Here is a 21,523-nt window from a genome sequence, read left to right on the forward strand (position 1 = left end):
TGGATAGGAGAACGTCATGGAGAAGAAACTTGCCTTTCTCGGACCGCATGGAACCTTTACGGAGCAAGCAGCGCGAGCTTTTGCGCGGGAGCAGCCGTTTTCGCTTGTTCCGTACCCTAATATTATTGAAATTTTAAACGCAGTGAATCGTGGTCAAGTGGACTACGGTGTCGTCCCGATGGAAAACTCGATTGAAGGTACCGTCAACATGACATTGGACTGGTTGATCCATGAAGTTGATCTGCCGATCCTGGCAGAGCTGGCGTTGCCGATCACGCAAAATCTTCTGGTGGCAAAAAGGGATCAACCGCTGCCGCTGTCGGAGATTACCCGAGTCCTGTCCCATCCGCAGGCGATTGCGCAAAGTCACAACTTCTTGCGGGAACATCTGCCGCAAGCCACGATTGAGTACACAAACAGCACGGCATTGGCCGCTCAGATGGTAAGCGAGCATCCAGAAGAGCCGTGGGCCGCTGTAGGCACCGGACTGAACGTGGAGATCTATCCGCTGGAATTCGCCCGTGAGCAGATTCAGGACTTTTCCAACAACTTCACGCGCTTTGTGCTGGTGGGCCGCGAGCCATTGGACATGCCTTCCTCCGACCGGGAGAAGACGACGATTCTGGTCAATTTGCCAGAAGATTTTCCGGGAGCGCTCTACCAGGTGCTAGCGGCGTTTGCATGGCGGAAAATCAACCTTTCGCGCATTGAGTCGCGTCCGACGAAAAAAGCGTTGGGCAGCTATTATTTTGTGATTGATATTGAACAGAAGATGGATGATGTTCTGCTTCCTGGCGCTTTTGCGGAAATCGAAGCGATCGGCTGCCAGGTAAGGCAGTTGGGAACATATCCATTTTACATGCCGAAAACCAACTCCTAGGGGTTGGTTTTTTGCTTTTCCACGTCCTTCCAAGAAAGCTAGGCGGAGCAGGAGCAAAACGCCCAGAGGTGCATACGATGGTAGGGAGTTTCCGCAAGAGGGAGGAGAAAGCGTGAGAATACATGTAGTACAAAAAGGCGATACGATGTGGAAAATCGCCAAAAGATATGGCGTCGATTTCAAAGAGCTATTGAGGTTGAATAGTCAGCTCGCGACCCCCGATACCATTTATCCAGGAGCGCGAATCAAAATTCCCGCCAAAGGTGTACCCGTTCGTCCCAGAAGAAGGTCTCCTCAACAGCAAAGAAGTGAATCCCAATCTCCCCAATCGGTAAAAGAGCAACCGGTCCCCAAGGAAGTGCCAGAGGTTCCGATTGAGATCGAGCGCAGACCGATGGAAGAGCCAGAACAAGAGGAAGAAATACAAGGCGAGATGGAGCAGGAAATGGAGGAGCCGATCGAAGAAGCGGAGCCAGAGGTTGAAATGGAATCGGAAACCCGGATCGAGTCGGAGTCCAAAGTGAAGCCGGAGATTCCTTATGTCAATCATCCAGCAGTCGAACGACCAGCCCCTACACGCCCGCCGCAAATCATCACACCACCAGCCCGTCCGATGATGCCCCAACAGACACGCCCGTACATCTCACCATATATGCTCCCCAATCAGGGCCAGCAGATGATGCCTCCAATGCCGCCTCCGCTCCCGATGCGCCCGATGCAGCCCATGGTGCCGCCTCCGCTTCGTCCAACAGTAGCACCGCAGCAGATTAGTCCGTATATGCAAAAAGCACCGAAACCTCCCATGCAGATACAGCCGACCATTCCGCCAACGCCATTGAGTCCAATCAGACCGACGCGCCCGCCGAGCCAGGTGAGCCCGCTGCAGCCGAACGAATCGCCAAGCCGGGTCAGCCCGTATCAATCGAACCGCCCGCCGAGCCAGGTGAGCCCGCTGCAGCCGAACCGTCCACCGAGCCAGGTGAGCCCGCTGCAGCCGAACCGTCCGCCGAGCCAGGTAAGTCCGTTGCAACCGAATCGCCCACCGGGCATGGTCAGTCCGTTCCCGCCGCCTATACCGCCAATGCCGCCGATGATGCCTCATTTCCCACCGGGTCAGGTGAGTCCTTTTCAGCATCACATGCCACTGCCGCCCATGCCGATGCTGCCGATGTATCGCCCTGTCCCATGTCCGCCATGTGGAGGAGCAAAGAGAGGGTATCCTGCAGGACCGATGTATTTTCCGCCAATGATGCCACCCATGCCGTGCCCGCCCGACCTAGGAATGCCCGGCTACCGCAGCATGCCGCCTGATTTTGATTCGTCGTATTCTTCTTCGTGCGATTGTTCCCCTGAACGGCCAAAGCCCAGACGAAAAGCCTCGAGACGGTCCAAAAAAGCTCGCGATTCGTATCACTACTACCCAGCAAGCATGATGTCCCCTCCTGCACCCGCCATCTCCAGTACGCCAGGGCAAGGATTATGGCCGAATTGGGGAGAAGGACATGATGAATCCTCTGCCTACTAATCGGGGCGGCTATGAACAAAGGATTACTACTATCTCTTGAAAAGGCGTTTCGTTGCCAAATCCTCGGGGTGAAACCCAGGCGAAACGTGAATCTGCTTAAAACGGACCGGGGCTACTGGATCATCAAGGGCTACAAGAATCGGGAAAAAGCGCAATGGGTGACTGAAATCTCGCAAGCATTGCGCGAAAAAGGGTTTCGGCATACCGTTCATTACGTGTCAGATGCGAGCGGGTCAGCCATCTTTGCCTATGGTGATCGCTACTATACCATTATGAAAATGATCGATGGCCAGGAGGCGGATAACGCTTCGTTGTACGACGTCAAAAAATCAGCGGAGACACTCGCTCGCTTTCATATAGCTGCACAAGGCTTTCCCGTGCCTCACACCTCCTATACTTATGAAGGCACGCCGGCCTTGCTGGATAAATGGGAAAGCCGTCTGGAACAATTTGAACGAATCACCTGGTCGATTGATCTGAACGGTCCGCAAAATCGAATCGAGCAATTGATTCAGCAAATGGCTCCACAGGTGATTCGCGAAGGGCAAGATATTTTGCAAAATGCTTATAAATTGCCTCTCACGCCCGAGATGTATGTGGCGCTGGAGAGGGGAACATTGGCTCATCGGGATGTGGCGAGTCACAATTTTTTGCTGACCAACAGGGGAAATTGCTATTTAATCGATCTGGATACTGTGGGTCATGACCTGCAGCTGGCTGATCTGGTTCAGTTGATGTCCCGCATGCTGATGATGCAGGAATATCGGGTTCAATCTTTTGTCGAGGCCATGGAGGCATACAGCAAGGTAAAGCCTCTCAGTGATACGCAAATCTGGATGGTGCATCAATTGCTGCGCTATCCTGATAATGTGCTGCGTGAAATTACAGGGCTGTACAGCAATCGTCCCGGCTATCATATGCGCGGGGTGCTTCAACTGGTGCAGATGGAAGGGAGGCTGCAGCAGCAGCGCAGCATGTTCCTGGAAGCAGGGGACCAGATCCTGCAACGCTCGCCTTGGGGACATTATCACTTTGTGGGGTAAAAAAAGAAGGTGCTGCCCATAGGTTTCTGGGAGAGCACCTTCTTCATGTTCATTATTTGGAAGCCGGTTTGGAAAGGTCGATCGTGTATTTTGCAAATCCGTCTTCTTGGGTCGTAATGTATTTCAGATTTGGCATTTTATCCGCGTATGGCTTCGCATCCGGGGAAGTTTTGAAGGTCACGTTCAATTCTCCCTGTACCGGTGCAAAAGACCAGTTGTTGTCTGCAGCAGGGTTGATCGTTTTTTCACTCAAAATGTAGTTGATCACTACTTGACGGCTTTCATCTGGCGAATCGATGATGATATTGGAACCATCCAAGCCTGGGAAGCTTCCGCCGCCACTTGCGCGGTAGTTGTTGGTGACAATGATGAACTTGTCTTCCGGATTGATCGGCTTGCCGTTGAAGCTCAGGTTTTTGATGCGCTGAGCGTTCGCGTCAGCCAGTTTGCCATCGATAGCATAACGAGAAGGCTGAGTCACGTCGATCTGGTAAGTAACACCGTCAATCACATCGTAGTTATAGGTTGGGAACGCTTCATTCACCAGAGGCTGCTCTTCTTTTTTCTTCACATCGATCTGGTTGAACTGGCCTGCAGCGCGCTCCAGCCATTCTTTCACATCAGATCCCTTCACCAGTACAGCGTTTACAGTGTTCGGGTAGATGTACAAATCAGAAACGTTCTTGATTGCGATGGTTCCTGTCGGGATATTGGTGTAGTAGCTCGCACCGTTGCGTCCGCCCGCTTTGAATGGAGCGCCCGCAGAGAGGACAGGAATTCCTTCGTATTCTGTACCTTTGATATGGTTTTCCACGTACCATTTTTGCGCATTTGTTACGATCTGAATCGAAGGATCGTCCTGCACCAGCGCAAAGTAGCTAAAGATCGGAGAAGTAGTTGTTCCTACCGCAGAACGTACCCATTCTACCGTGTGGTCATGATCTTCCTTCACTGCAGCCACCAGATCTTTATCTGCCTCTGCCAACGGAGCTTTTTTGGCTACGTCGTAGATGGGAAGCGCAGCCGTTTGGGAATCTGCAACTTTCCATTTGCCGTTCTCCTTCTGCAAGGTAAGGTCGATTACGCCCAGATGATTGCCCCAATAGCCGGGCATGACGGCTGGTTTTCCGTTAATTGTTCCCTTGGCAACGTCGACACCTTCAATACCCTCGAAGTTAGGGCTCGGGAACAAAGCATGGGAATGACCGAACAGCAGCGCGTCGATTCCATCGACTTTGCTCAATTGGAAGGTAGCGTTTTCGGCCATTTCTTCTGTTTCAGTGCCGCCGATTCCGGAGTGAGGCACTGCGATGATGATGTCTGCTCCTTTTGCCTTCATTTCAGGAACGAATTTTTTGGCAGTCTCTACGATATCCTTCGCAATGACTTTCCCTTCCAGATTGGCTCTGTCCCACTGCATGATTTTTGGCGGAACGAAGCCGATCACACCGACTTTGAGTGTAACGTCTTTGCCGCTTTCATCTTTAAATGTGCGATCCAAAATCAGGTAGGGAGTAAACTGGTTTTTGTCATTGTCTGGATTGTCGTCCTTGTCATCCACGTACACGTTGGCATTGACATAGGGGAAATTTGCACCTTTCAGACTGATCTCCAAGTGCTCCAGTCCGAAGTTGAACTCGTGGTTTCCGATGTTGCCGGCGTCGTACTTAAGCAGGTTCATCGCTTTGTAGACGGGGTGTACCTCGCCGTCTTTCAGCGGGTCTACTTTCGCTACGTAATCTCCCAAAGGATTGCCCTGGATGAGGTCGCCATTGTCGATGAGAATGCTGTTTTTCACTTCATCTCTGGCTTTTTTGATCAAGGTAGCTGTTTTTACAAGGCCAAATTCATCGGTTTCTTTATCTTGATAGTAATCATAGTTGACGATATTGGTGTGGATGTCTGTTGTCTCCAGCAGACGCAATTTCAGTGTCGATTCCGAATTTGCGCTTACAGGAGTAACAGGAAAGGCGAAGGCGCTGACGACCAACGACGTACTGAGCAAAAAGCTTGCCAGTAATTTCTTGTTTGGCTTCTTCATAATGAAATAGATAACCTCCAAGTCATGAATAATATCATACAAAAAGATTTTACCATCAGAGACAGAATATTGGTATAAATTCCTAATGAATTTGTCGTAAATATGAGAATGTTGAAGAGACACGGGTATGTGGCCCCTTCCTTCTGGCAAAACTAGGAAAAAAGTCTAGTGAAGGGATCATCGTGCTATGAAGAGAAAATGGATGGTCTATGCCTCATGGGCAGCAGCCCTGTTGACCGGATTGATTGTGGGGATCGTAATGATGCTGCAGCCGGGTGCGGACAAGCAAAACAGCTTGACCCGCCTGTTTTCTCCGGGCTCGGAAAATGCTACCCGAGTCATGGGAAACACTTACAATCTCGTGTTGACACGTACGTATTTATGCGGAGTTAGAGACGAGGAGTACAAGCCCGTAACCGCGAATCGCTTGCCGGATATGATGGCCGACTACAAGGGCTGGGAGATCGTCTCGGCCGATGCTCACAAATTGATTTTGCTCAAAAGGGAGCATGATCTATCCCCAGCCTGCAAGGAAAATGGGTATTTCGGCTTGAATGAAGACGGCATGCTCACATTGTTCCATGGTCTTCCTAAGGAGCAGGAGGTCGTGCAAACCTTCTACCGGATCAACACCGCAAAAATGGAAGCAAGTCTGTCCAAGGAAGAATTGGAGAACTTGAAGCAGGGAATCCGGATTCGTGACTTGGCGGAGTACAATAGTGTGTTGTCTACCTATGGTGAGTTTCAATTGACGGAGGAAGAGTGAAAGGGGCTGTCTCGGGGGACAGCCCTTTTTTTATTCGCAAATGACTGATGTCTGATGTGCATGCCAAAGCTAGGCTAGTCCATTTGGACCCCAACGATTCTCCAGCGTTCCCAAGGCGCTTCCCGATGCAGGAGAAAACGCCAGGTGCCGGAGCGTCCCCTGCCATTTTGGCCAACGTAATCGACATGAACAGGGATGGCTACGAAAAAAAGACCAGCTTCTTCAGACTGTGGAATTTCCTCCGGTCGTTTGACGTTTTGGACGGAAAGAAGAGATTCTGGCAGGGAGAAGCCAGACGTGGTCATCTTAAGCGTGTGATGGTCATGCTCATTCAGTGAGGTCAGAAAATAGCTGATCAGCTCCTGGGGTTCGGCACGTGCCAGTGTTTGGGCCAAAAGTCCGGATGACTTGAGGATCATCAAGCTGTGGCTGGGGTCTGGTTCTGTGCGGCGATGAGTCGAACTGCCGAAGAAATGGATGCAAAAATGGCCCGGAAAGTCATTGCCGCGTATGGCACCGGCCCCGTGCGGCATACCGTGCATGGAAGCGGCGAAATACTTGCCGTCCACTTCGACCAGGATTGCGCGCCGCTTCCAGCTCCATTTGCCCTGATAGATTTCTTTCATGATTCTGGTGTCCGTGCGAGTCAAAGGCTGGACGTCAGCATGACGGCTGCCTGCGCGCCGCTGCACCATGAAGCGCTGCCCGGTCTCGAGGTCGACGACAGCGGCATTCTCCATACGCTGAAAGGATTTTCTCACTTGATCCCAGGGAAGCGGATTGCCGTAATGCGCTTGCTCCACGATTTGAACGTACTGTTCCATCTGTTGTCTTGTTTTAGCTGAGATCAGGAGGAGCTGGGATTTTTGCGGATCGTACAGCCGTCCATCATGATCGTACCAGTACGAGTTTTTATGAATCGTCATCGTGGCTCGGACCCAGTGCGGATTGCAAGAGGACTCCTTGGTTCGGGCACGCGTGATTTCTTTGATAAACGTCCGGTCTGTCTGAAAGGTGATGCTAGTGACAAATGAGGATTCGGGAGAGACGCGGACCGAGATGGAAATATCGCGTCCCTTTGCCGCTTCGGCATCCACATCGGCAGGGGCAAGGGCAAGGAAGAGATAATAAAGGCTAAAGCACCATACTACCCGAAATAACAACCGCATGACGGTCACCTCCATATGTTAGTCTGTGCTGCAAAGAAAAGGAGCAAATCTGCAAATCTTGCCAACATAAGCGATTGGCGGATGCGCATACTGTTCCCATACGGCGGTCTTGAGGAGGTATCTTTCGCATGGGCTCAATGCCGAGAGGAAGCTATAAGGACCAATTCCACCAACGTTTGTATGTTCAACTCAACCAAGGCCACAACAAGCTGGACTATCGCCGAATCAGCAAGATCCAGGATGAGATGCGAAACCATGTCGATGAGTATGCTCATATGCTGCATGATGAGGCTGATACGCTGGGGATGAACAAACACTAGGTGACGCCGTATGACCCGCTCTCAATCAGGGCGGGTTTTTTGCGTCCGAATCACCACTCATGGAAATGCATGTTCGCTTTGTTGGCGCTTTATGATACAGTAGAGGTACGAATCTTTGTATCATTGGCAGGAGAATGGATTATGCGCATAATTGGAATTGACCCGGGAATTGCCATCGTCGGATTTGGCGTGGTGGACAAAGAGGGCAGCCAGCTTCGCCCCGTTCAGTACGGCAGCATCCAGACCCAGGCAGGCCTTTCCGTTCCTCTACGGTTGAAGCAGATCTTCGAGGCGATGCAGAGTCTGCTTGAGACCTATCGTCCGGATGAGATGGCGGTAGAGAAGTTGTTCTTTAATAAAAATGTTACGACTGCCTTTACGGTAGGCCAGGCGAGAGGCGTGATTCTGCTCGCGTCCGAAATGGCTGGCGTACCCGTCTATGAATACACCCCCATGCAGGTCAAGCAAGCGGTGACCGGTTACGGGGGCGCAGAGAAAAAACAGATTCAGGAGATGACCAAGCTGCTCCTTCGTCTCAAAGAAGTGCCAAAACCGGACGATGTGGCTGATGCTTTGGGCATTGCGTTGACTCATGCGCAGTTCCGCGCATTTATTTCGATTTCGGAAGGGGTTCGCCGATGATTGATTTCGTGGAAGGCACCTTGTGCTATTTGGATTCAGAATACGTGGTGATCGAGACGAACGGGATCGGCTATCGGATTTTTTGCCCGAACCCTTATCAGTTTGTCCGCGATGAGGGGAACCGGACGAGATTACATACGCATCATCATGTAAGGGAGGACGCGATTCTTTTGTACGGGTTCGCGAGCCGCGATGAGCGGGATCTGTTCCGCAAGCTGCTTGACGTCAGCGGTATCGGACCCAAAGGAGCCTTGGCGATCCTGGCGGCAGCCACACCCGAGCAGATCGTCATGGCAGTGCAGCAAGAGAATGTCACTTATTTAACAAAATTCCCAGGAATAGGAAAAAAGACAGCGCAACGCATTATTCTGGACTTGAAGGACAAACTGGTTGGCTTTACGCCATCGGCGATCCTCACTGTCGCGACCGGGGAGCTGGCGCAGGGAGAGAAAGCAGCCTCTGCTTTGAACGAAGCCCTGGAAGCGTTGACTTCCCTTGGCTACTCTGATGGAGAATTGCAAAAAATCAGGAATGCGCTGTCTGAAAAGGCCAAAGGCGGGGACAAGGTAGAGGCGCTCATCAAGCAAGGGCTGGCTCTGCTGATGAGGGGGTAGACTATGGACGAGCGCATTATTACGACGCAGATGAACCTGGAAGAGGACGCGGCTGAGTTCAGCTTGAGACCGCGGTATCTGAATGAGTACATCGGTCAGCAGCAGGTAAAGGAAAACCTGAAGATCTTCATCGAGGCGGCCAAGATGCGCCACGAGTCTTTGGATCACGTTTTGCTGTACGGACCGCCTGGATTGGGGAAGACCACGCTGTCCCAGATCATCGCAAATGAAATGGGCGTGAACATCCGCACCACCTCGGGACCTGCGATTGAGAGGCCGGGCGATCTGGCCGCGATTCTGACCAATCTGCAGGAAGGGGACGTCCTCTTTATCGACGAGATTCACAGGCTGAACCGGAGCGTGGAAGAGGTCCTTTATCCTGCAATGGAGGATTTCGCGCTGGATATCATCATCGGCAAGGGGCCGAGTGCCCGCAGCGTCCGCCTGGATTTGCCGCCCTTTACGCTGGTGGGGGCGACCACTCGTGCAGGGATGCTGTCCGCACCGCTGCGGGACCGATTTGGAGTCGTCAACCGGCTGGAATTTTACACGGTGCCGGAGCTTGCCTTCATTGTCTCTCGGGCGGCAGACATTTTGCAGGTTGAGATTCGTGAAGCAGGAGCGCAGGAGATCGCCAGGCGTTCGCGCGGAACCCCGCGAGTCGCCAACCGGTTGCTCAAGCGGGTCCGTGATTTTGCCCAGGTTCAGGGGGAAGGAGTCATCACTGACGAGATTGCCAAGGAAGCTTTGGAGCGGCTGCAGGTAGATGCCTGCGGTTTGGATCATATCGATCACAAGCTGCTGCTGGCGATCATGGACCGCTTTGACGGCGGGCCAGTTGGCCTCGATACCATCGCCGCTACGATTGGCGAGGAATCACAGACGATTGAAGATGTGTGCGAGCCTTACCTGATGCAGATCGGCTTTATGCAGCGTACACCGCGTGGTCGCGTCTTGACACCAAGCGCCTATCAACACTTCGGTCGGGAGATGAAAGCATGAATCCAATCGCCAAGCTCTTGATTATCGGCGGAGCAGTCCTCATAGTCGTCGGATTGCTCTGGCAGGTGGGCGGCCGCTTTCTGCCATTGGGCCGGTTGCCGGGAGATATTGTCGTAGAAAAGGAAAATGTCAGGTTTTACTTTCCCATCGTGACTTGCATTGTGATCAGCATCGTGTTGTCTCTTGGCATGTACCTGTTTCGGTTGTTCAAATAAGGATTGCGCATCGGAAAAACCATGGAGAAGATCCGTGGTTTTTTCTTTTTGTCCAAACCGTCAAAAACGCCAAAGAGGGCAGGAGAACTGCCAATGATTGTCGAAAAAGTTGGTTGGTAATGCCAAAATTCGACGAAATAACAGGTGAAAGGAAGGACGAGGGACGACATGTGGAAGAAATGGATGGGTAAAGTCCTCTCCGCGGGCCTGATCACAACTTTGCTTCTGGGTGGACAGCTTCCTGCGCAAGCCAAGAGCAAAGATATTCGGGTTGCTTTGTTCGTAGATTCGGGGCAGGGATATCGAGGAGTGGTGCCCTCGATCACGTTGACCTCTGAAGACGGGATGGACGTGACATTGTCCAGTGACGAGGGGAAAACAGAACTGCCGGACATGAATGGAGAAGCCGCTCGGTTTCGTGTGGATGAATTCCATCTGATCGTCGCAGAGACGGCAGATTGGAACCAGGCTCAAGGCATAGCCCAGCAATTAAGTCAGCGCAAGTACGAAGGCACCATTCAGGCAGTTGACAAGGGTTCACAGATGCTCTACCAGGTTGTCAGCGGGTCCTACTCTACGTATCAGGCAGCTTCCAAACAGGCTCAGGCCGTCGCCCAGGCCACTGGACAAAAGCCGGTGATCAAGGGGCCATTTCATCTGGAAGCGGGGAGATACCGCAGCCTGCAGGAGGCGATGGACTGGAAACGAACCTTCGATGCGGCAGGCTATCCAGCCTACCCAGTGATTATCCAGGATGGAAAGAGGGAGGAGTACGCCCTATGGGTAGGGGATGAGGCAAGCGGAGAGGGTCTGCAGGCTTTGAAGAAGAAAGTATCGGCAGCAATTCCGGGATTTTCGTACACGGAAGCTTCAGCCTCTTCCTATGTTCTCCTCAAGCAAGACGTGTATGGGTCGGCAAGAGATACGATCTGGAAATACGTATTCTCGCCTCGCTCCAAGCTGATTGCCGAGCCCAAGCGCAGCCGCGGAACGGCGCTGATTGGAGTGGTGGAGCGCGAGCAGCGCACCTATCGCGGGAAAATGGAGCTGTCCTCGTACAATGGGTATCTGACGCTGGTGAACGAGTTGCCGCTTGAGGAGTACCTCTATGGTGTCGTCGGGTCGGAAATGGCGCCGGGATGGCCTTTGGAGGCATTGAAGACGCAGGCGGTCCTGGCGCGGACCCGGGCAGTCGGCCTGGGCAATAAATACGGGGTGGCCAATCTGTCAGATACCGTCTATGAGCAAGCCTATTACGGATACGCCAAAGAATCGGCGGATATTCGCGAAGCAGTAGACGAGACGAAGGGCGAGATCATCACCTACCGCGGCAATGTGGTGGAAGCCTTGTATTATTCCAATGCTGGAGGCATGACCGCGGACGGAAGCGAGGTATGGGGCAATCCTGTCCCTTATCTGAGACCGGTTGAAAGTGACGATTCCGGTCCAATGGTGCAGGCCAATCTCTGGTACCAGGTATCGTTGGCCGATGGCAGAGTGGGTTATGTGAGAAGCGATCTGGTCAATGATACGGGCTTTACCAATGCGATGGGATTGCGCCAGGCGATCGTCGCTACGGACAACACGAATCTGCGCTCGGGGCCGAGCACAGCCTTCCATCGCGTGCTTGCTACACTGCCGTATGGCGCTTCGCTTACCATCCTGTCAGAGGTAGCGGAAGAAAACGCCTATTCCTGGACCCGCGGCCCCTATACGGCAGAAGAGATAGCGGGCATGATCAATACCAGTCAGGACAAGAACAAGGCTCCGCGTATATCCGGCCCGATTCAGTCCTTGCGCGTAACAGAGCGAGGGCCGTCAGGACGGGTTTTGGAGATGGAAGCCAATGGTCAAATCGTGGCTGTCTCTTCACCGGATGCGCATCGATCCATCTTCCAGCAAGGGGGAAGCTCCCTGCGCAGCACCAAGTTTGAGGTGGAAGAGATGGGCAGCATTACCATTCTTGCTGGCAACGGCAAGCTGCGCAATTATGCGGCAGGCGGAGGGCAGATTCAGGCGGTTGGAGCCAATGACTACTATTCCCAAGCAGCCAACGGCTATAACGATCAATACCTGGTATACAGTGGAGATGGCGCATGGAGAACGGTTAGCAAAACTCCTCTCTTTCTCTTCCGAGGAACAGGCTACGGCCATGGTCTCGGCGTTTCCCAGTACGGGGCCAAGGCAATGGCAGAAAGTGGGTATGACTACGAAGAGATTCTGCAACACTATTACCAAGATGTAGAAATTGAACGCAGCAAATGAACAAGACAAAAGGAGTAACAGCCTGTGGATGTGCAACAGTTTGACTTTGAGCTTCCGGAACATTTGATAGCCCAACACCCATTGGCAGATCGAACAGCATCGAGGCTGCTGGTTTTGCATAAGGAGACGGGCAGCATTTTGCATCAGCGTTTCACGAATTTGATCGACCATTTAGTGCCGGGAGATGTCCTGGTTTTAAACGACAGCCGTGTCCTTCCCGCACGGCTGATCGGGGAAAAAGAGGGGACAGGTGCAAAGATTGAGGTGCTTCTGCTCAAATCCCTGGGCGATGATCGCTGGGAAACTCTTGTAAAACCAGGCAAGCGAGTGAAGCCGGGAACGGTTATTGTGTTTGGCGGCGGGTTGCTTCGGTGTGTCTGTGAGGAGAGCACAGACATGGGAGGACGTATCGTCCGCTTTTCCTACGAGGGAATTTTTTATGAAATCCTGGAGCGATTGGGTACCATGCCGCTTCCCCCCTACATCCATGAACAGCTTGAGGATCAGGAACGGTACCAGACGGTCTACGCCCGTGAACGGGGCTCCGCTGCGGCTCCTACCGCAGGCCTTCATTTTACAAAGGAATATCTCGAACAGATCGCGGCCAAAGGAGTCCACATCGCGACGATCACGCTGCATGTCGGCTTGGGAACCTTTCGCCCGGTCTCGGCAGATCGCGTAGAGGAACATGTGATGCATGCCGAATACTACGAGATTTCACAGGAGACTGCCGACGTGGTCAACGCCGCCAAAGAAGAAGGCAGACGGGTGATTGCAGTCGGGACCACCTCCTGCCGTACGCTCGAGACTGTGGGGTCGGCCCACGGAGGCAGATTGGCTGCCACCAGCGGCTGGACCGATATTTTCATCTATCCGGGCTACCATTTTTCGATCATTGACGGCATGCTGACCAACTTTCACTTGCCCAAATCCACCCTGGTGATGCTCGTCAGCGCTTTGGCAGGAAAGGAGAATATCCTGAATGCCTATAAGAGCGCGGTTGAGCAAGAGTACCGCTTCTTCAGCTTCGGGGACGCGATGCTGATCATTTGATCCTCTGAGCAGAACATCATATGAGCATCCGCTTATCTGTTTGGGTTTACTTCAATGCGAGATTTTTTTATAATAGGAAAGACCTACATACAAGCTTGAGGAGTGCAATCATTTGGCTGTACGCTATGAATTGATCAAAACTTGCAAACAAACCGGTGCACGCCTTGGCAAGCTGCATACGCCGCACGGTACAATCGACACCCCGGTCTTTATGCCAGTAGGCACACAGGCTACGGTGAAGACGATGAGCCCGGAAGAGCTCAAAGAGATGGGTGCGGGCATTATTCTGAGCAATACCTACCATTTGTTCTTGCGTCCAGGCCACGAAATTGTTCGTGAAGCCGGTGGACTGCATAGCTTCATGAATTGGGATCGGGCGATTTTGACTGATTCCGGCGGTTTTCAGGTGTTCAGCCTCAGCAATCTGCGCAAGATTACGGAGGAAGGCGTCTCATTCCGCTCGCATTTGAACGGAGAGAAGCTGTTCATCGGACCGGAAGAAGCGACGCAGATTCAAAATGCACTGGGTGCCGATATTTTTATGGCATTCGACGAGTGTGCGCCTTATCCGGCTGAATACGATTATGTCAAACAATCGATGGAACGGACTACACGGTGGGCAGAGCGCTGTCTGAAGGCGCATGAACGCCCGGATAGCCAAGCTTTGTTCGGAATCGTACAGGGCGGGATGTACAACGACCTGCGCGCCATCAGCGCCCGTGATCTCGTCTCCCTTGATTTTCCGGGATACGCCATTGGCGGTTTGAGCGTGGGTGAACCGTTTTCCTTGATGTACGAAGTGTTGGAGCACACCGTTCCGCTTTTGCCGTCCGGAAAGCCGCGCTATCTGATGGGTGTAGGTTCGCCGGATGCCCTGATTGAAGGGGCCATTCGCGGCATCGATATGTTCGACTGTGTGCTTCCTACACGGATCGCTCGCAACGGGACATGCATGACAAGCCAGGGCAGACTGGTGATTCGCAACGCAAAATTTGCACGCGACTTCACGCCGCTTGATCCGAACTGCGATTGCTACACATGCAAGAATTATACACGCGCTTATATCCGACACCTGGTCAAGTCGGAGGAAACCTTCGGGATTCGTCTAACCACCTATCATAACCTTTACTTCCTGGTGAAGCTGATGGAGAAGGTGCGCCAAGCGATTGCCGAAGACCGTCTGCAAGATTTCCGCGACCAGTTTTTCGCTCAATATGGATTGGGTGGAGATAGATCTTTTTAATTGAGGGGGCTACATATTTATGGACAGCACATTGACCAATTTTTTACCGATTATCATCATGTTTGCGATTTTCTATTTTCTGCTGATTCGTCCGCAGCAAAAAAAGGCGAAACAGCGCAATGCCATGCTTTCAGCCTTGAAAAAGGGCGATAAAATCGTAACGATCGGCGGCATGCACGGAACGATCCAGGAACTGTCTGATGATTCGGTGACGCTGCGAATTGCCCATAATGTAAATGTTACGTTTGACCGCGGTGCGATCAATAACGTCGTCTCCTCCAATGCGAGCGAGCCTGCACCAACCAAGACAGAGGAAACAAAAGAAGAAGCAAAATAAGCCTGACACGAGGGCGAAAGCCTGGTGACCGGCGACAAAATGCAGACAAAATAAAAGCACAGGACAAAAGACCGGTTTGGTCCATTGTCTTGTGCTTTTTTGCTGCTTTCAGATTAATACAGCCAAGCCTTATCCGGTTATTTGCCATCAAGAATGGGGACGAGCCCATCCATTCTGATTTCCTGATGATCGGCTCTCTGCGTGTCAATCTGGTAAACTTCTTTTTGCGGAACAGGATATGTTTGGATGAAGGTGCCATTTTGAGTTATTTCACTGTCATAGCCCACGCCGTCTACTTTCAGTTGGGTCTCTTCTGTCATAGCTTCCCCGGGCAGAACCACATGCAGCTTATGATTTTCGTAATACGCGTTCAGGATTTGACTGCTTTTGTTTCCAAATGGAGCTTCGATCGGAAATTTTCCATGTAGCTCCAATCTGAAACTTCCCGTTGTCATTGTAGAAATGGTTGCGCCATCGAACTTCAGTGCCAGCTTTTCCGGAATGGCGTCGAAGTACAAGGATGGAATCATGTCCAGATAGTAATCTTCAGCCGTAGCCGTACCACTATTCCTGTTTTGGAGTGAAGTAGGCTCAAGTGATGTATACTCCTTTCCCTGATCATCTACTAGACGGGGATTGATTAGGTTGCGAAGGGTATAACCGGCCTTTGTTTGAGCCTGCACCTGCACCCTCATAACGGTAGGAAATAATTGTACCTGTTTAACCGCAAGGCCCTGAAGGACTTCTTGGTCCCCCAATTGAGGCTTGTTCATCGTTGCAGGCTGTATATTTTTCCTTGCAGTGGCAACATCTTTCGGTAGCGGCAACGGTATTTCTGCGAGGACAGCTTCTTCATCAATTACCCTATCATGGAATGGCTTCTTGAAAAATTTCACATCGAGAACCGGGTTTGGTTGCTTTAAGATTGTTTCCATTGAATCCATCGTATCCCACTCATTTTTATTCTCTGACAGGTTGTAGTTTCCAGTGAAGACGAGATAGTGGGAACCATTGATCAGCTTCAATTCTGCTCTTCCGCTACCTCCTCGAATATTGACGTCGATATCAGAGCTGAGGGAGTAGTCGTCTTGATAGAAAATGAGGTGGGGGTACTGCTTTAAGTCTTTACCGGTAGCGAGTGCTTCCTTCACGAGTTGTTCTACTTTTTCTCCGGATACAAGCATGGTATACGTGATTCGCAGTTGGTCTACCATTACATCCTTGATTTCGACAGTATAGCCGTTTACTTCCTTTTTTACTGAAGGGAGAGTGGGATAACCGTTTTGGAGCGCATGGGAGAATCCCTTGTCAGGTTCAATCCATTCGAATTTTTCTGGCGCCTGGACTGTGCCAATCTTATCGACAATGCCGCTTACGAAGTTGTTCGGGTTCGCTACGTGAAAGAATAAAAGGGCAGAAACCGCAATTCCGATCGGCCAAGCTACTATGCTCCATTTAGGCATTCGGGTCTGCTTCTGTACCTGCTTCATTACTTTTTCTTCCAGTTCGTATGAGTGAAACGGGTATTTTTTTCGAATCTGTTGCTTGGCTGATTGGACAACCTCCCTCATCAGGCGATCTTCTCTCATTGCAAATCCTCCTTTGACATGATCTTCCTCAACTGTTTTCTTGCCCGATGCAATCTGGTTCGAACAACATCTTGTGAGACAGACAGGATGCGGGCTATTTCTTTTGTCGTCAAATCCTCATAATAGTGCAAAATGATAACTTGTCGGTACATGGGCAGAAGGGACATGATCATTTCTAAGGTATCTTCGCGATTCAGTCTGTTCTCCACTTCCTCCTCAACACTGTCTTTTGCGTGTTGATCGAGATTGCTGCCCAGGCGCTCATCCACCATCGTCCAGATGTTGCGGAATGTCCAGGAGCGAAAGTATTTTTTCGATTCGTTCATGGCAATTTTGAAAAGCCAATGCTTGATTTCTCCTTCTCCGCGAAAAGTGTCCAGCTTACAGTACGCCTTGATGAATACGTCCTGTGTGATATCCTCCGCCAGTGCATGGTCCTTGACTGTCAGGAAGAGCAGATGATAGATGCTTTCCCCGTATTGCTGCATCAGCCACTTCAAGTTCGCTTCTCGACTTTTGGGCAATGTGGTCGACAGTATTTCGATATCGTTCAATCGTTTCACCTCATTATTCGTTCCTACTAAGAATGATCCGGCAGAGGAGGGAAGTGTGACAAGAAAAGATATGACCGAAGCAGATATCGCCACTATGCATCGAATCCAAAGGTTTGTAAAGGAATGACAAGACACATTAGGGAAACACCAAGAAATGCAGTTCAGAATATAAAAAAATTGCCCTCCACCTTGCGATGCAAGGATAGAAGAGCGATCCACTTTGCTAAAAAGCAGAGCTTTTTCCACAATCGGAGGCTGTCGACTTTCTCGACAGCCTGGACCTTACGAGCATTCCGTCTTGCCTAAAAGCGAGAATTCCGAGGGAACCCCGACCCTACCTTCTGGGCTTGAAGTTTCTCGGTTTATGACCGGAATTGGCGGAATTGACACCCAATATTCCCCCGACACCGGCAATCACGAATGCGCCGATCAGGAAGAAAAAGGTCTCCCATTGCATGGGAGCGTCAAATCCGAGAAAACCGATCAGAAGCACAAACAAAAAATAGGTGAGTCCAGTCAGACCGCCGTAGTACCAACCCTTTTCTCCGCGTCGGCGGCCTGTAACAAAACCTCCGATCAAGAGTCCCAAGATATTGATGACGTACGTAAAATAGGGCAGGGAACTTTCGCGCATGCTTGTAAAGCTAAGCAGCAGAGTGGCGAGCAAGGCTCCTGTCAAGACGAGACCAAGCGTGTACATGAGTCCGGTCAGTACAGAGGTGGATGCACTCCGCACAGTATAACCCCCTTACTGGTCAAGTTTGTACCATCTATATGAGTGGCTTGGTCCACGTATTCATCTTCGCGTTGAACATTGGAAGGAATTTTCGTATGATGGATGGGAATCGGACGGGAGTGAGAAGAAGATGATTAAAACCTATTTTTACAATCACTCAGAGCAAAAAATGTATCATGACGTCGATCTCACGACCAAAGACCAATGGTTGAAGTCACCGGAAGACTTGCTCTGGATTGATTTGTATGACGTAGGGAACCAGGAGCTTCCCTTCATCGCTCAGATATTCGACTTTCACCCTTTGGCAATCGAGGATTGCCTGCACGTCAGTCCGCGTGCGAAGGTTGACAAGTACGATGACTATTACTTTTTCGTTTTTCACGCACTGCGGTACAACGAAGAAAGTGATAATGAGATCACCACTGTAGAACTGAACGTTTTTCTCGGGCCGAACTACATCGTCACCATTCACAAATCTCCGATGAACAGCATCGGAAGGATTGCCGCTGTGAGCCATCGGAACAATTCCTATTTAAATCGCGGCCCTGACTATCTCTTGTACGCGATTGTCGACGGGATTACGGACGAATACTTCCCGATCATTGACAGGATCTCCGTGCGGATTGACGAATTGGAAGACGAGATTTACGAGCATCAAATGGAAGAGATCACGGAAGAGTTTCTTGCCTTGAAGCGAACGATTATTTTGATCCGCCGCGTCATCATGCCGCAAAAAAGAATCTTCGCCAACGTGAATGGACGCTATTCATTTGATATCTCCGAGGAAAACGTACCGTTCTACACGGACTTGACGGACCACCTGGAAAGAATTTCGGACTCGACTGAGACGTTTCGGGATCTGGTAAATGGTGCGCTTGATACGTACTACACCATTATCAGCGCCAAAACGACGGAAACCATGCGTGTGCTCACGATGATTTCCACGATCATCCTCCCGTTGACTTTTATAACGGGGCTTTTGGGAATGAACACCTTCAGCTGGCTGGGTGTAGAGGCAGAGCCGTATATGCTCGTTATCGGCGTCGCCATCATGCTTATCATGACATTATCGATGCTGCACATTTTTCGAAAACGCAAGTGGCTGTAATTGGTGCTCATAGTTTTCACGCCCCCCGCACAAGAATAGAAAGAAAAGAGGCGGGGGGAATTTCTGTGGATAACATTACCGGACTATTGCTGCGTACCCTTTTTACCTACTTCTTTATCTTGATTTTATTGCGGCTCATGGGGAAAAGGGAATTGGGCAAAATGTCGGTTTTTGATGTGGTGATCTCGATCATGCTGGCAGAAATGGCCGTCCTGTCTATCGAGAATACGGACAAGCCACTCATGCATTTCTACCTTCCAATGCTGCTGGTCTGCGTATTGGAAATTGCCATGTCCTTCTTGTCGCTGAAAAGCAAAAAAGTACGGGATGTCGTGGACGGCTCCGCTGACATGATTATAGAAAATGGCGAGATCCGGGAAGAAGCGATGCGCCGGAACCGCTTGAACATGGACGATCTGATGGTTCATCTGAGGCAGAAGAACGTAAAAAATATTGCGGATGTGGAGTTCGCTCTTCTGGAGCCGACCGGCCAACTAAGCGTCTTTGTGAAGCATGACAAATCCTTCCTCACCAAGGGCGATCTGGGAATCAGGCCTCCGCAGCCTGCCAATCCTGTCACGTACAAGGGGCTGCCTATTCCGTTGATCCTCGATGGCAAGGTGAGGACAGAGGCCCTGCGCAGGATCGGGCAGAACGAGCTGTGGCTGAAGCGGGAAATCCGCAAGTACGGAATCAAGGACATCAAGGATGTCTCGTTTTGCAGCATCGACGATCAGGGCATTATGTACCTCGATAAAAAAGACTCAAAAAAAGACACGCCGCAGAAGTAACTCAGCGGCGTGGAAAAAAGAGGGATAGCTGTTCACCAATCCAAGGGATGCGGCGCACGTCCTGCCTGCCCAACACCCGAAAGGCAAGAAGCAGAAGAAGATAGAGGCAGGAGCTGGCAGGAATGCTGACCAACATGGCATATGCCTTGGTCTCGTGCGGCAGCCACTGATTGGCAATGTACGATCCACAATAGCCCATGATCAGCATGGCGACGCCGATTTTGGCGAACTCCCAGACATCGATGGCAAAGCCGATTTTTTTTACCAGGCTGGAAAAATGCAATAGCGTAACCAGTGTAATCCCGATATTGAGGGCGATGACAGTGCCGTAAATGCCAAAGCTGGGCTGGGAGGTAAAGGCAAACATGGCAGCAATTTTTACAATCGCGCCAATAAGTGTGTTGCGAAAGACGACCTGTGCATAATCCAGTCCTTGCAGGGCCGCAGCCAGCGGTGCTTGAAAGAACAGGAAGACCGAGAAGGGAGCCAGCCCCTTCAGAATCAGGCCGACTTCATGAAACTTGTCGCCGTACAGCAATGCGCAGATCGGTTCTGCAAAAATGGTCAGCAATACCGTGCAAGGTGCTCCGATTACGAGTGTAATGCGCATAGCTTGATAGATGCGCCGATGCACCAGTGGGGCATTTTTTTGATAGGCGGCTTCCGCTACAGCAGGAACGAGTGAAACGGACAAGGAATTGGTTAAAAAGGTGGGAAATAGCAAAAGCGGGACTGCCATTCCTGCAAATTGGCCGTACAGGCCAGTAGCATCGGCAATGGCGTAACCTGCGATAACCAGGGCAAACGGAACGAGCATCGGTTCCAGTACATAAGCGATGGAGCCAATCACTCGGCTCATCGTTACAGGCAGAGCAACGTGGATCAACTGCTGGATGCTTGCCGTTCCTGCTTTTACTCTTGTATAGAACGGCCTTCGCAGCAGCTGAGCGGTTTTTTTTCTGCTCCCTTTGCGGTATTGCCAAAAAATGTACAAGAGCCCGGCAGCTTCTCCGAAAATGATGCTCCCTACTGCCCCCGCGGTAGCATACTCGATGCCGTAGGGGAGGAAGGTCATCGTCATGACGGCTACCAGCGCCATGCGTACTACCTGCTCCAGCAGTTGAGAGACAGCGGTCGGAATCATGTTCTGCTTTCCCTGGAAGTAGCCTCGCAGGACCAGGGAGATCCCGGAGATGGGAATCACCGGAATCGCAGCGAGCATAACCACATGGGCACGAGCGTCGGCAAACAAGAGAGCAGCGAGTAAATCGGAAAATAGCAGAAGCGGCAAGCAAACAACCAGGCTGATACTGCCTGCTACCAATAGGGAGACGTAGAGAAAGCGGCGAGTCTGTCGGTAATCCTTGGCCGCTTCCGACTCGGCTACCTGTTTTGCGATCGCCACGGGCAAACCAAAAGTTGTCACCGTAATGAGAAAGTACAGAAGCGGCACAACCATCTGATAGAGCCCCATTCCTTCCGCGCCGATGATGCGGGAGAGAACGATCCTGTGGGCAAAGCCGAACAATTTTGTCACGCCGCCAGCCAGGATGAGGATAACCGTTCCGTAAAAAAAGGACTGTTTCATGGAAGGCTCCTTTGCATGGATAAATGTACTCCATACAGAATA

21 protein-coding genes are annotated in these 21,523 nt (G+C 51.2%); 15 read left to right on the forward strand and 6 right to left on the reverse strand.

All coding sequences use genetic code 11. From position 1 onward, the window contains the following. Positions 1–16 precede the first annotated feature (16 nt). The 3 genes from pheA (at position 17) to EDM58_RS01365 (ending at position 3,448) form a co-directional block, all read left to right on the forward strand. Entirely contained in the window at positions 17–880 is an 864-nt protein-coding gene (pheA, locus tag EDM58_RS01355) for a prephenate dehydratase (protein WP_122911727.1), read from the forward strand. Between the two features lie 112 nt (positions 881–992). Next, a complete protein-coding gene (gene safA, locus EDM58_RS01360; RefSeq protein WP_122911728.1) occupies positions 993–2,405 on the forward strand; it encodes a SafA/ExsA family spore coat assembly protein in 1,413 nt (470 codons plus the stop codon). Positions 2,406–2,416: 11 nt separating this feature from the next. Beyond that, a complete protein-coding gene (locus EDM58_RS01365) occupies positions 2,417–3,448 on the forward strand; it encodes a phosphotransferase (protein WP_122911729.1) in 1,032 nt (343 codons plus the stop codon). 52 nt (positions 3,449–3,500) lie between these two features. Here the strand turns inward: EDM58_RS01365 and EDM58_RS01370 are convergent, their stop codons facing one another. Continuing rightward, positions 3,501–5,489: a bifunctional 2',3'-cyclic-nucleotide 2'-phosphodiesterase/3'-nucleotidase gene (locus EDM58_RS01370; protein WP_122911730.1), complete on the reverse strand. Its 1,989-nt coding sequence runs from the start codon at positions 5,487–5,489 to the stop codon at positions 3,501–3,503. Positions 5,490–5,676: 187 nt separating this feature from the next. On the opposite strand from EDM58_RS01370, the gene EDM58_RS01375 reads away from it, so the two are divergent. Then, positions 5,677–6,255: a BofC C-terminal domain-containing protein gene (locus EDM58_RS01375; protein ID WP_122911731.1), complete on the forward strand. Its 579-nt coding sequence runs from the start codon at positions 5,677–5,679 to the stop codon at positions 6,253–6,255. Between the two features lie 74 nt (positions 6,256–6,329). Here EDM58_RS01375 and EDM58_RS01380 read toward each other — a convergent pair whose 3' ends face one another. Beyond that, on the reverse strand, positions 6,330–7,424 hold the full coding sequence (locus EDM58_RS01380; RefSeq protein WP_122911732.1) for a hypothetical protein: 1,095 nt from the start codon (positions 7,422–7,424) through the stop codon (positions 6,330–6,332). Positions 7,425–7,552: 128 nt separating this feature from the next. Between EDM58_RS01380 and EDM58_RS01385 the strand changes: the two genes are divergently transcribed. The 9 genes from EDM58_RS01385 (at position 7,553) to yajC (ending at position 15,115) form a co-directional block, all read left to right on the forward strand. After that, a complete protein-coding gene (locus tag EDM58_RS01385; RefSeq protein WP_023554954.1) occupies positions 7,553–7,744 on the forward strand; it encodes a hypothetical protein in 192 nt (63 codons plus the stop codon). Positions 7,745–7,885: 141 nt separating this feature from the next. Next, on the forward strand, positions 7,886–8,386 hold the full coding sequence (gene ruvC / locus EDM58_RS01390) for a crossover junction endodeoxyribonuclease RuvC (protein WP_122911733.1): 501 nt from the start codon (positions 7,886–7,888) through the stop codon (positions 8,384–8,386). Then, positions 8,383–9,000, forward strand: coding sequence for a Holliday junction branch migration protein RuvA (ruvA, locus tag EDM58_RS01395; protein WP_122911734.1), 618 nt, complete (start codon positions 8,383–8,385; stop codon positions 8,998–9,000). The genes ruvC and ruvA overlap by 4 nt, the downstream gene beginning before the upstream one ends. A gap of 3 nt (positions 9,001–9,003) precedes the next feature. Continuing rightward, positions 9,004–10,002, forward strand: coding sequence for a Holliday junction branch migration DNA helicase RuvB (gene ruvB / locus EDM58_RS01400; RefSeq protein ID WP_122911735.1), 999 nt, complete (start codon positions 9,004–9,006; stop codon positions 10,000–10,002). Beyond that, positions 9,999–10,217: a DUF2905 domain-containing protein gene (locus EDM58_RS01405; protein WP_122911736.1), complete on the forward strand. Its 219-nt coding sequence runs from the start codon at positions 9,999–10,001 to the stop codon at positions 10,215–10,217. Before ruvB ends, EDM58_RS01405 begins: the two co-directional genes overlap by 4 nt. 168 nt (positions 10,218–10,385) lie before the next feature. Continuing rightward, positions 10,386–12,482, forward strand: a complete 2,097-nt coding sequence (locus EDM58_RS01410) for a SpoIID/LytB domain-containing protein (protein ID WP_122911737.1) — start codon at positions 10,386–10,388, stop codon at positions 12,480–12,482. Between the two features lie 24 nt (positions 12,483–12,506). Beyond that, positions 12,507–13,535 carry a tRNA preQ1(34) S-adenosylmethionine ribosyltransferase-isomerase QueA gene (gene queA, locus EDM58_RS01415; RefSeq protein ID WP_122911738.1) on the forward strand — a complete coding sequence of 343 codons (1,029 nt, stop codon included), beginning with the start codon at positions 12,507–12,509 and terminating at the stop codon, positions 13,533–13,535. Between the two features lie 112 nt (positions 13,536–13,647). Next, on the forward strand, positions 13,648–14,778 hold the full coding sequence (gene tgt, locus EDM58_RS01420) for a tRNA guanosine(34) transglycosylase Tgt (RefSeq protein ID WP_122911739.1): 1,131 nt from the start codon (positions 13,648–13,650) through the stop codon (positions 14,776–14,778). Positions 14,779–14,797: 19 nt separating this feature from the next. Beyond that, entirely contained in the window at positions 14,798–15,115 is a 318-nt protein-coding gene (gene yajC / locus EDM58_RS01425; RefSeq protein ID WP_023554946.1) for a preprotein translocase subunit YajC, read from the forward strand. A gap of 137 nt (positions 15,116–15,252) precedes the next feature. Here yajC and EDM58_RS01430 read toward each other — a convergent pair whose 3' ends face one another. The 3 genes from EDM58_RS01430 to EDM58_RS01440 all read right to left on the reverse strand — a co-directional run bounded on the left by EDM58_RS01430 (position 15,253) and on the right by EDM58_RS01440 (position 17,994). Continuing rightward, positions 15,253–16,605, reverse strand: coding sequence for a DUF4179 domain-containing protein (locus tag EDM58_RS01430; protein ID WP_148039298.1), 1,353 nt, complete (start codon positions 16,603–16,605; stop codon positions 15,253–15,255). Positions 16,606–16,700: 95 nt separating this feature from the next. Beyond that, entirely contained in the window at positions 16,701–17,267 is a 567-nt protein-coding gene (locus tag EDM58_RS01435) for a sigma-70 family RNA polymerase sigma factor (RefSeq protein WP_246000475.1), read from the reverse strand. A 325-nt stretch (positions 17,268–17,592) separates the two neighbouring features. Further along, complete coding sequence (locus tag EDM58_RS01440; RefSeq protein WP_122911742.1) at positions 17,593–17,994, reverse strand: TIGR04086 family membrane protein; 402 nt, start codon at positions 17,992–17,994, stop codon at positions 17,593–17,595. Positions 17,995–18,124: 130 nt separating this feature from the next. Here EDM58_RS01440 and corA point away from each other — a divergent pair, with 130 nt between their 5' ends. After that, positions 18,125–19,102 carry a magnesium/cobalt transporter CorA gene (gene corA / locus EDM58_RS01445; protein WP_023554944.1) on the forward strand — a complete coding sequence of 326 codons (978 nt, stop codon included), beginning with the start codon at positions 18,125–18,127 and terminating at the stop codon, positions 19,100–19,102. Positions 19,103–19,167: 65 nt separating this feature from the next. Continuing rightward, positions 19,168–19,893 (forward strand): DUF421 domain-containing protein, encoded by a 726-nt coding sequence (locus EDM58_RS01450; RefSeq protein ID WP_122911743.1) that lies wholly within the window; start codon positions 19,168–19,170, stop codon positions 19,891–19,893. Position 19,894: 1 nt separating this feature from the next. Here EDM58_RS01450 and spoVB read toward each other — a convergent pair whose 3' ends face one another. Continuing rightward, positions 19,895–21,481, reverse strand: coding sequence for a stage V sporulation protein B (gene spoVB / locus EDM58_RS01455; RefSeq protein WP_122911744.1), 1,587 nt, complete (start codon positions 21,479–21,481; stop codon positions 19,895–19,897). Positions 21,482–21,523 lie beyond the last annotated feature (42 nt).

Source organism: Brevibacillus panacihumi, assembly GCF_003710985.1.
Classification (GTDB): Bacteria; Bacillota; Bacilli; order Brevibacillales; family Brevibacillaceae; genus Brevibacillus; species Brevibacillus panacihumi.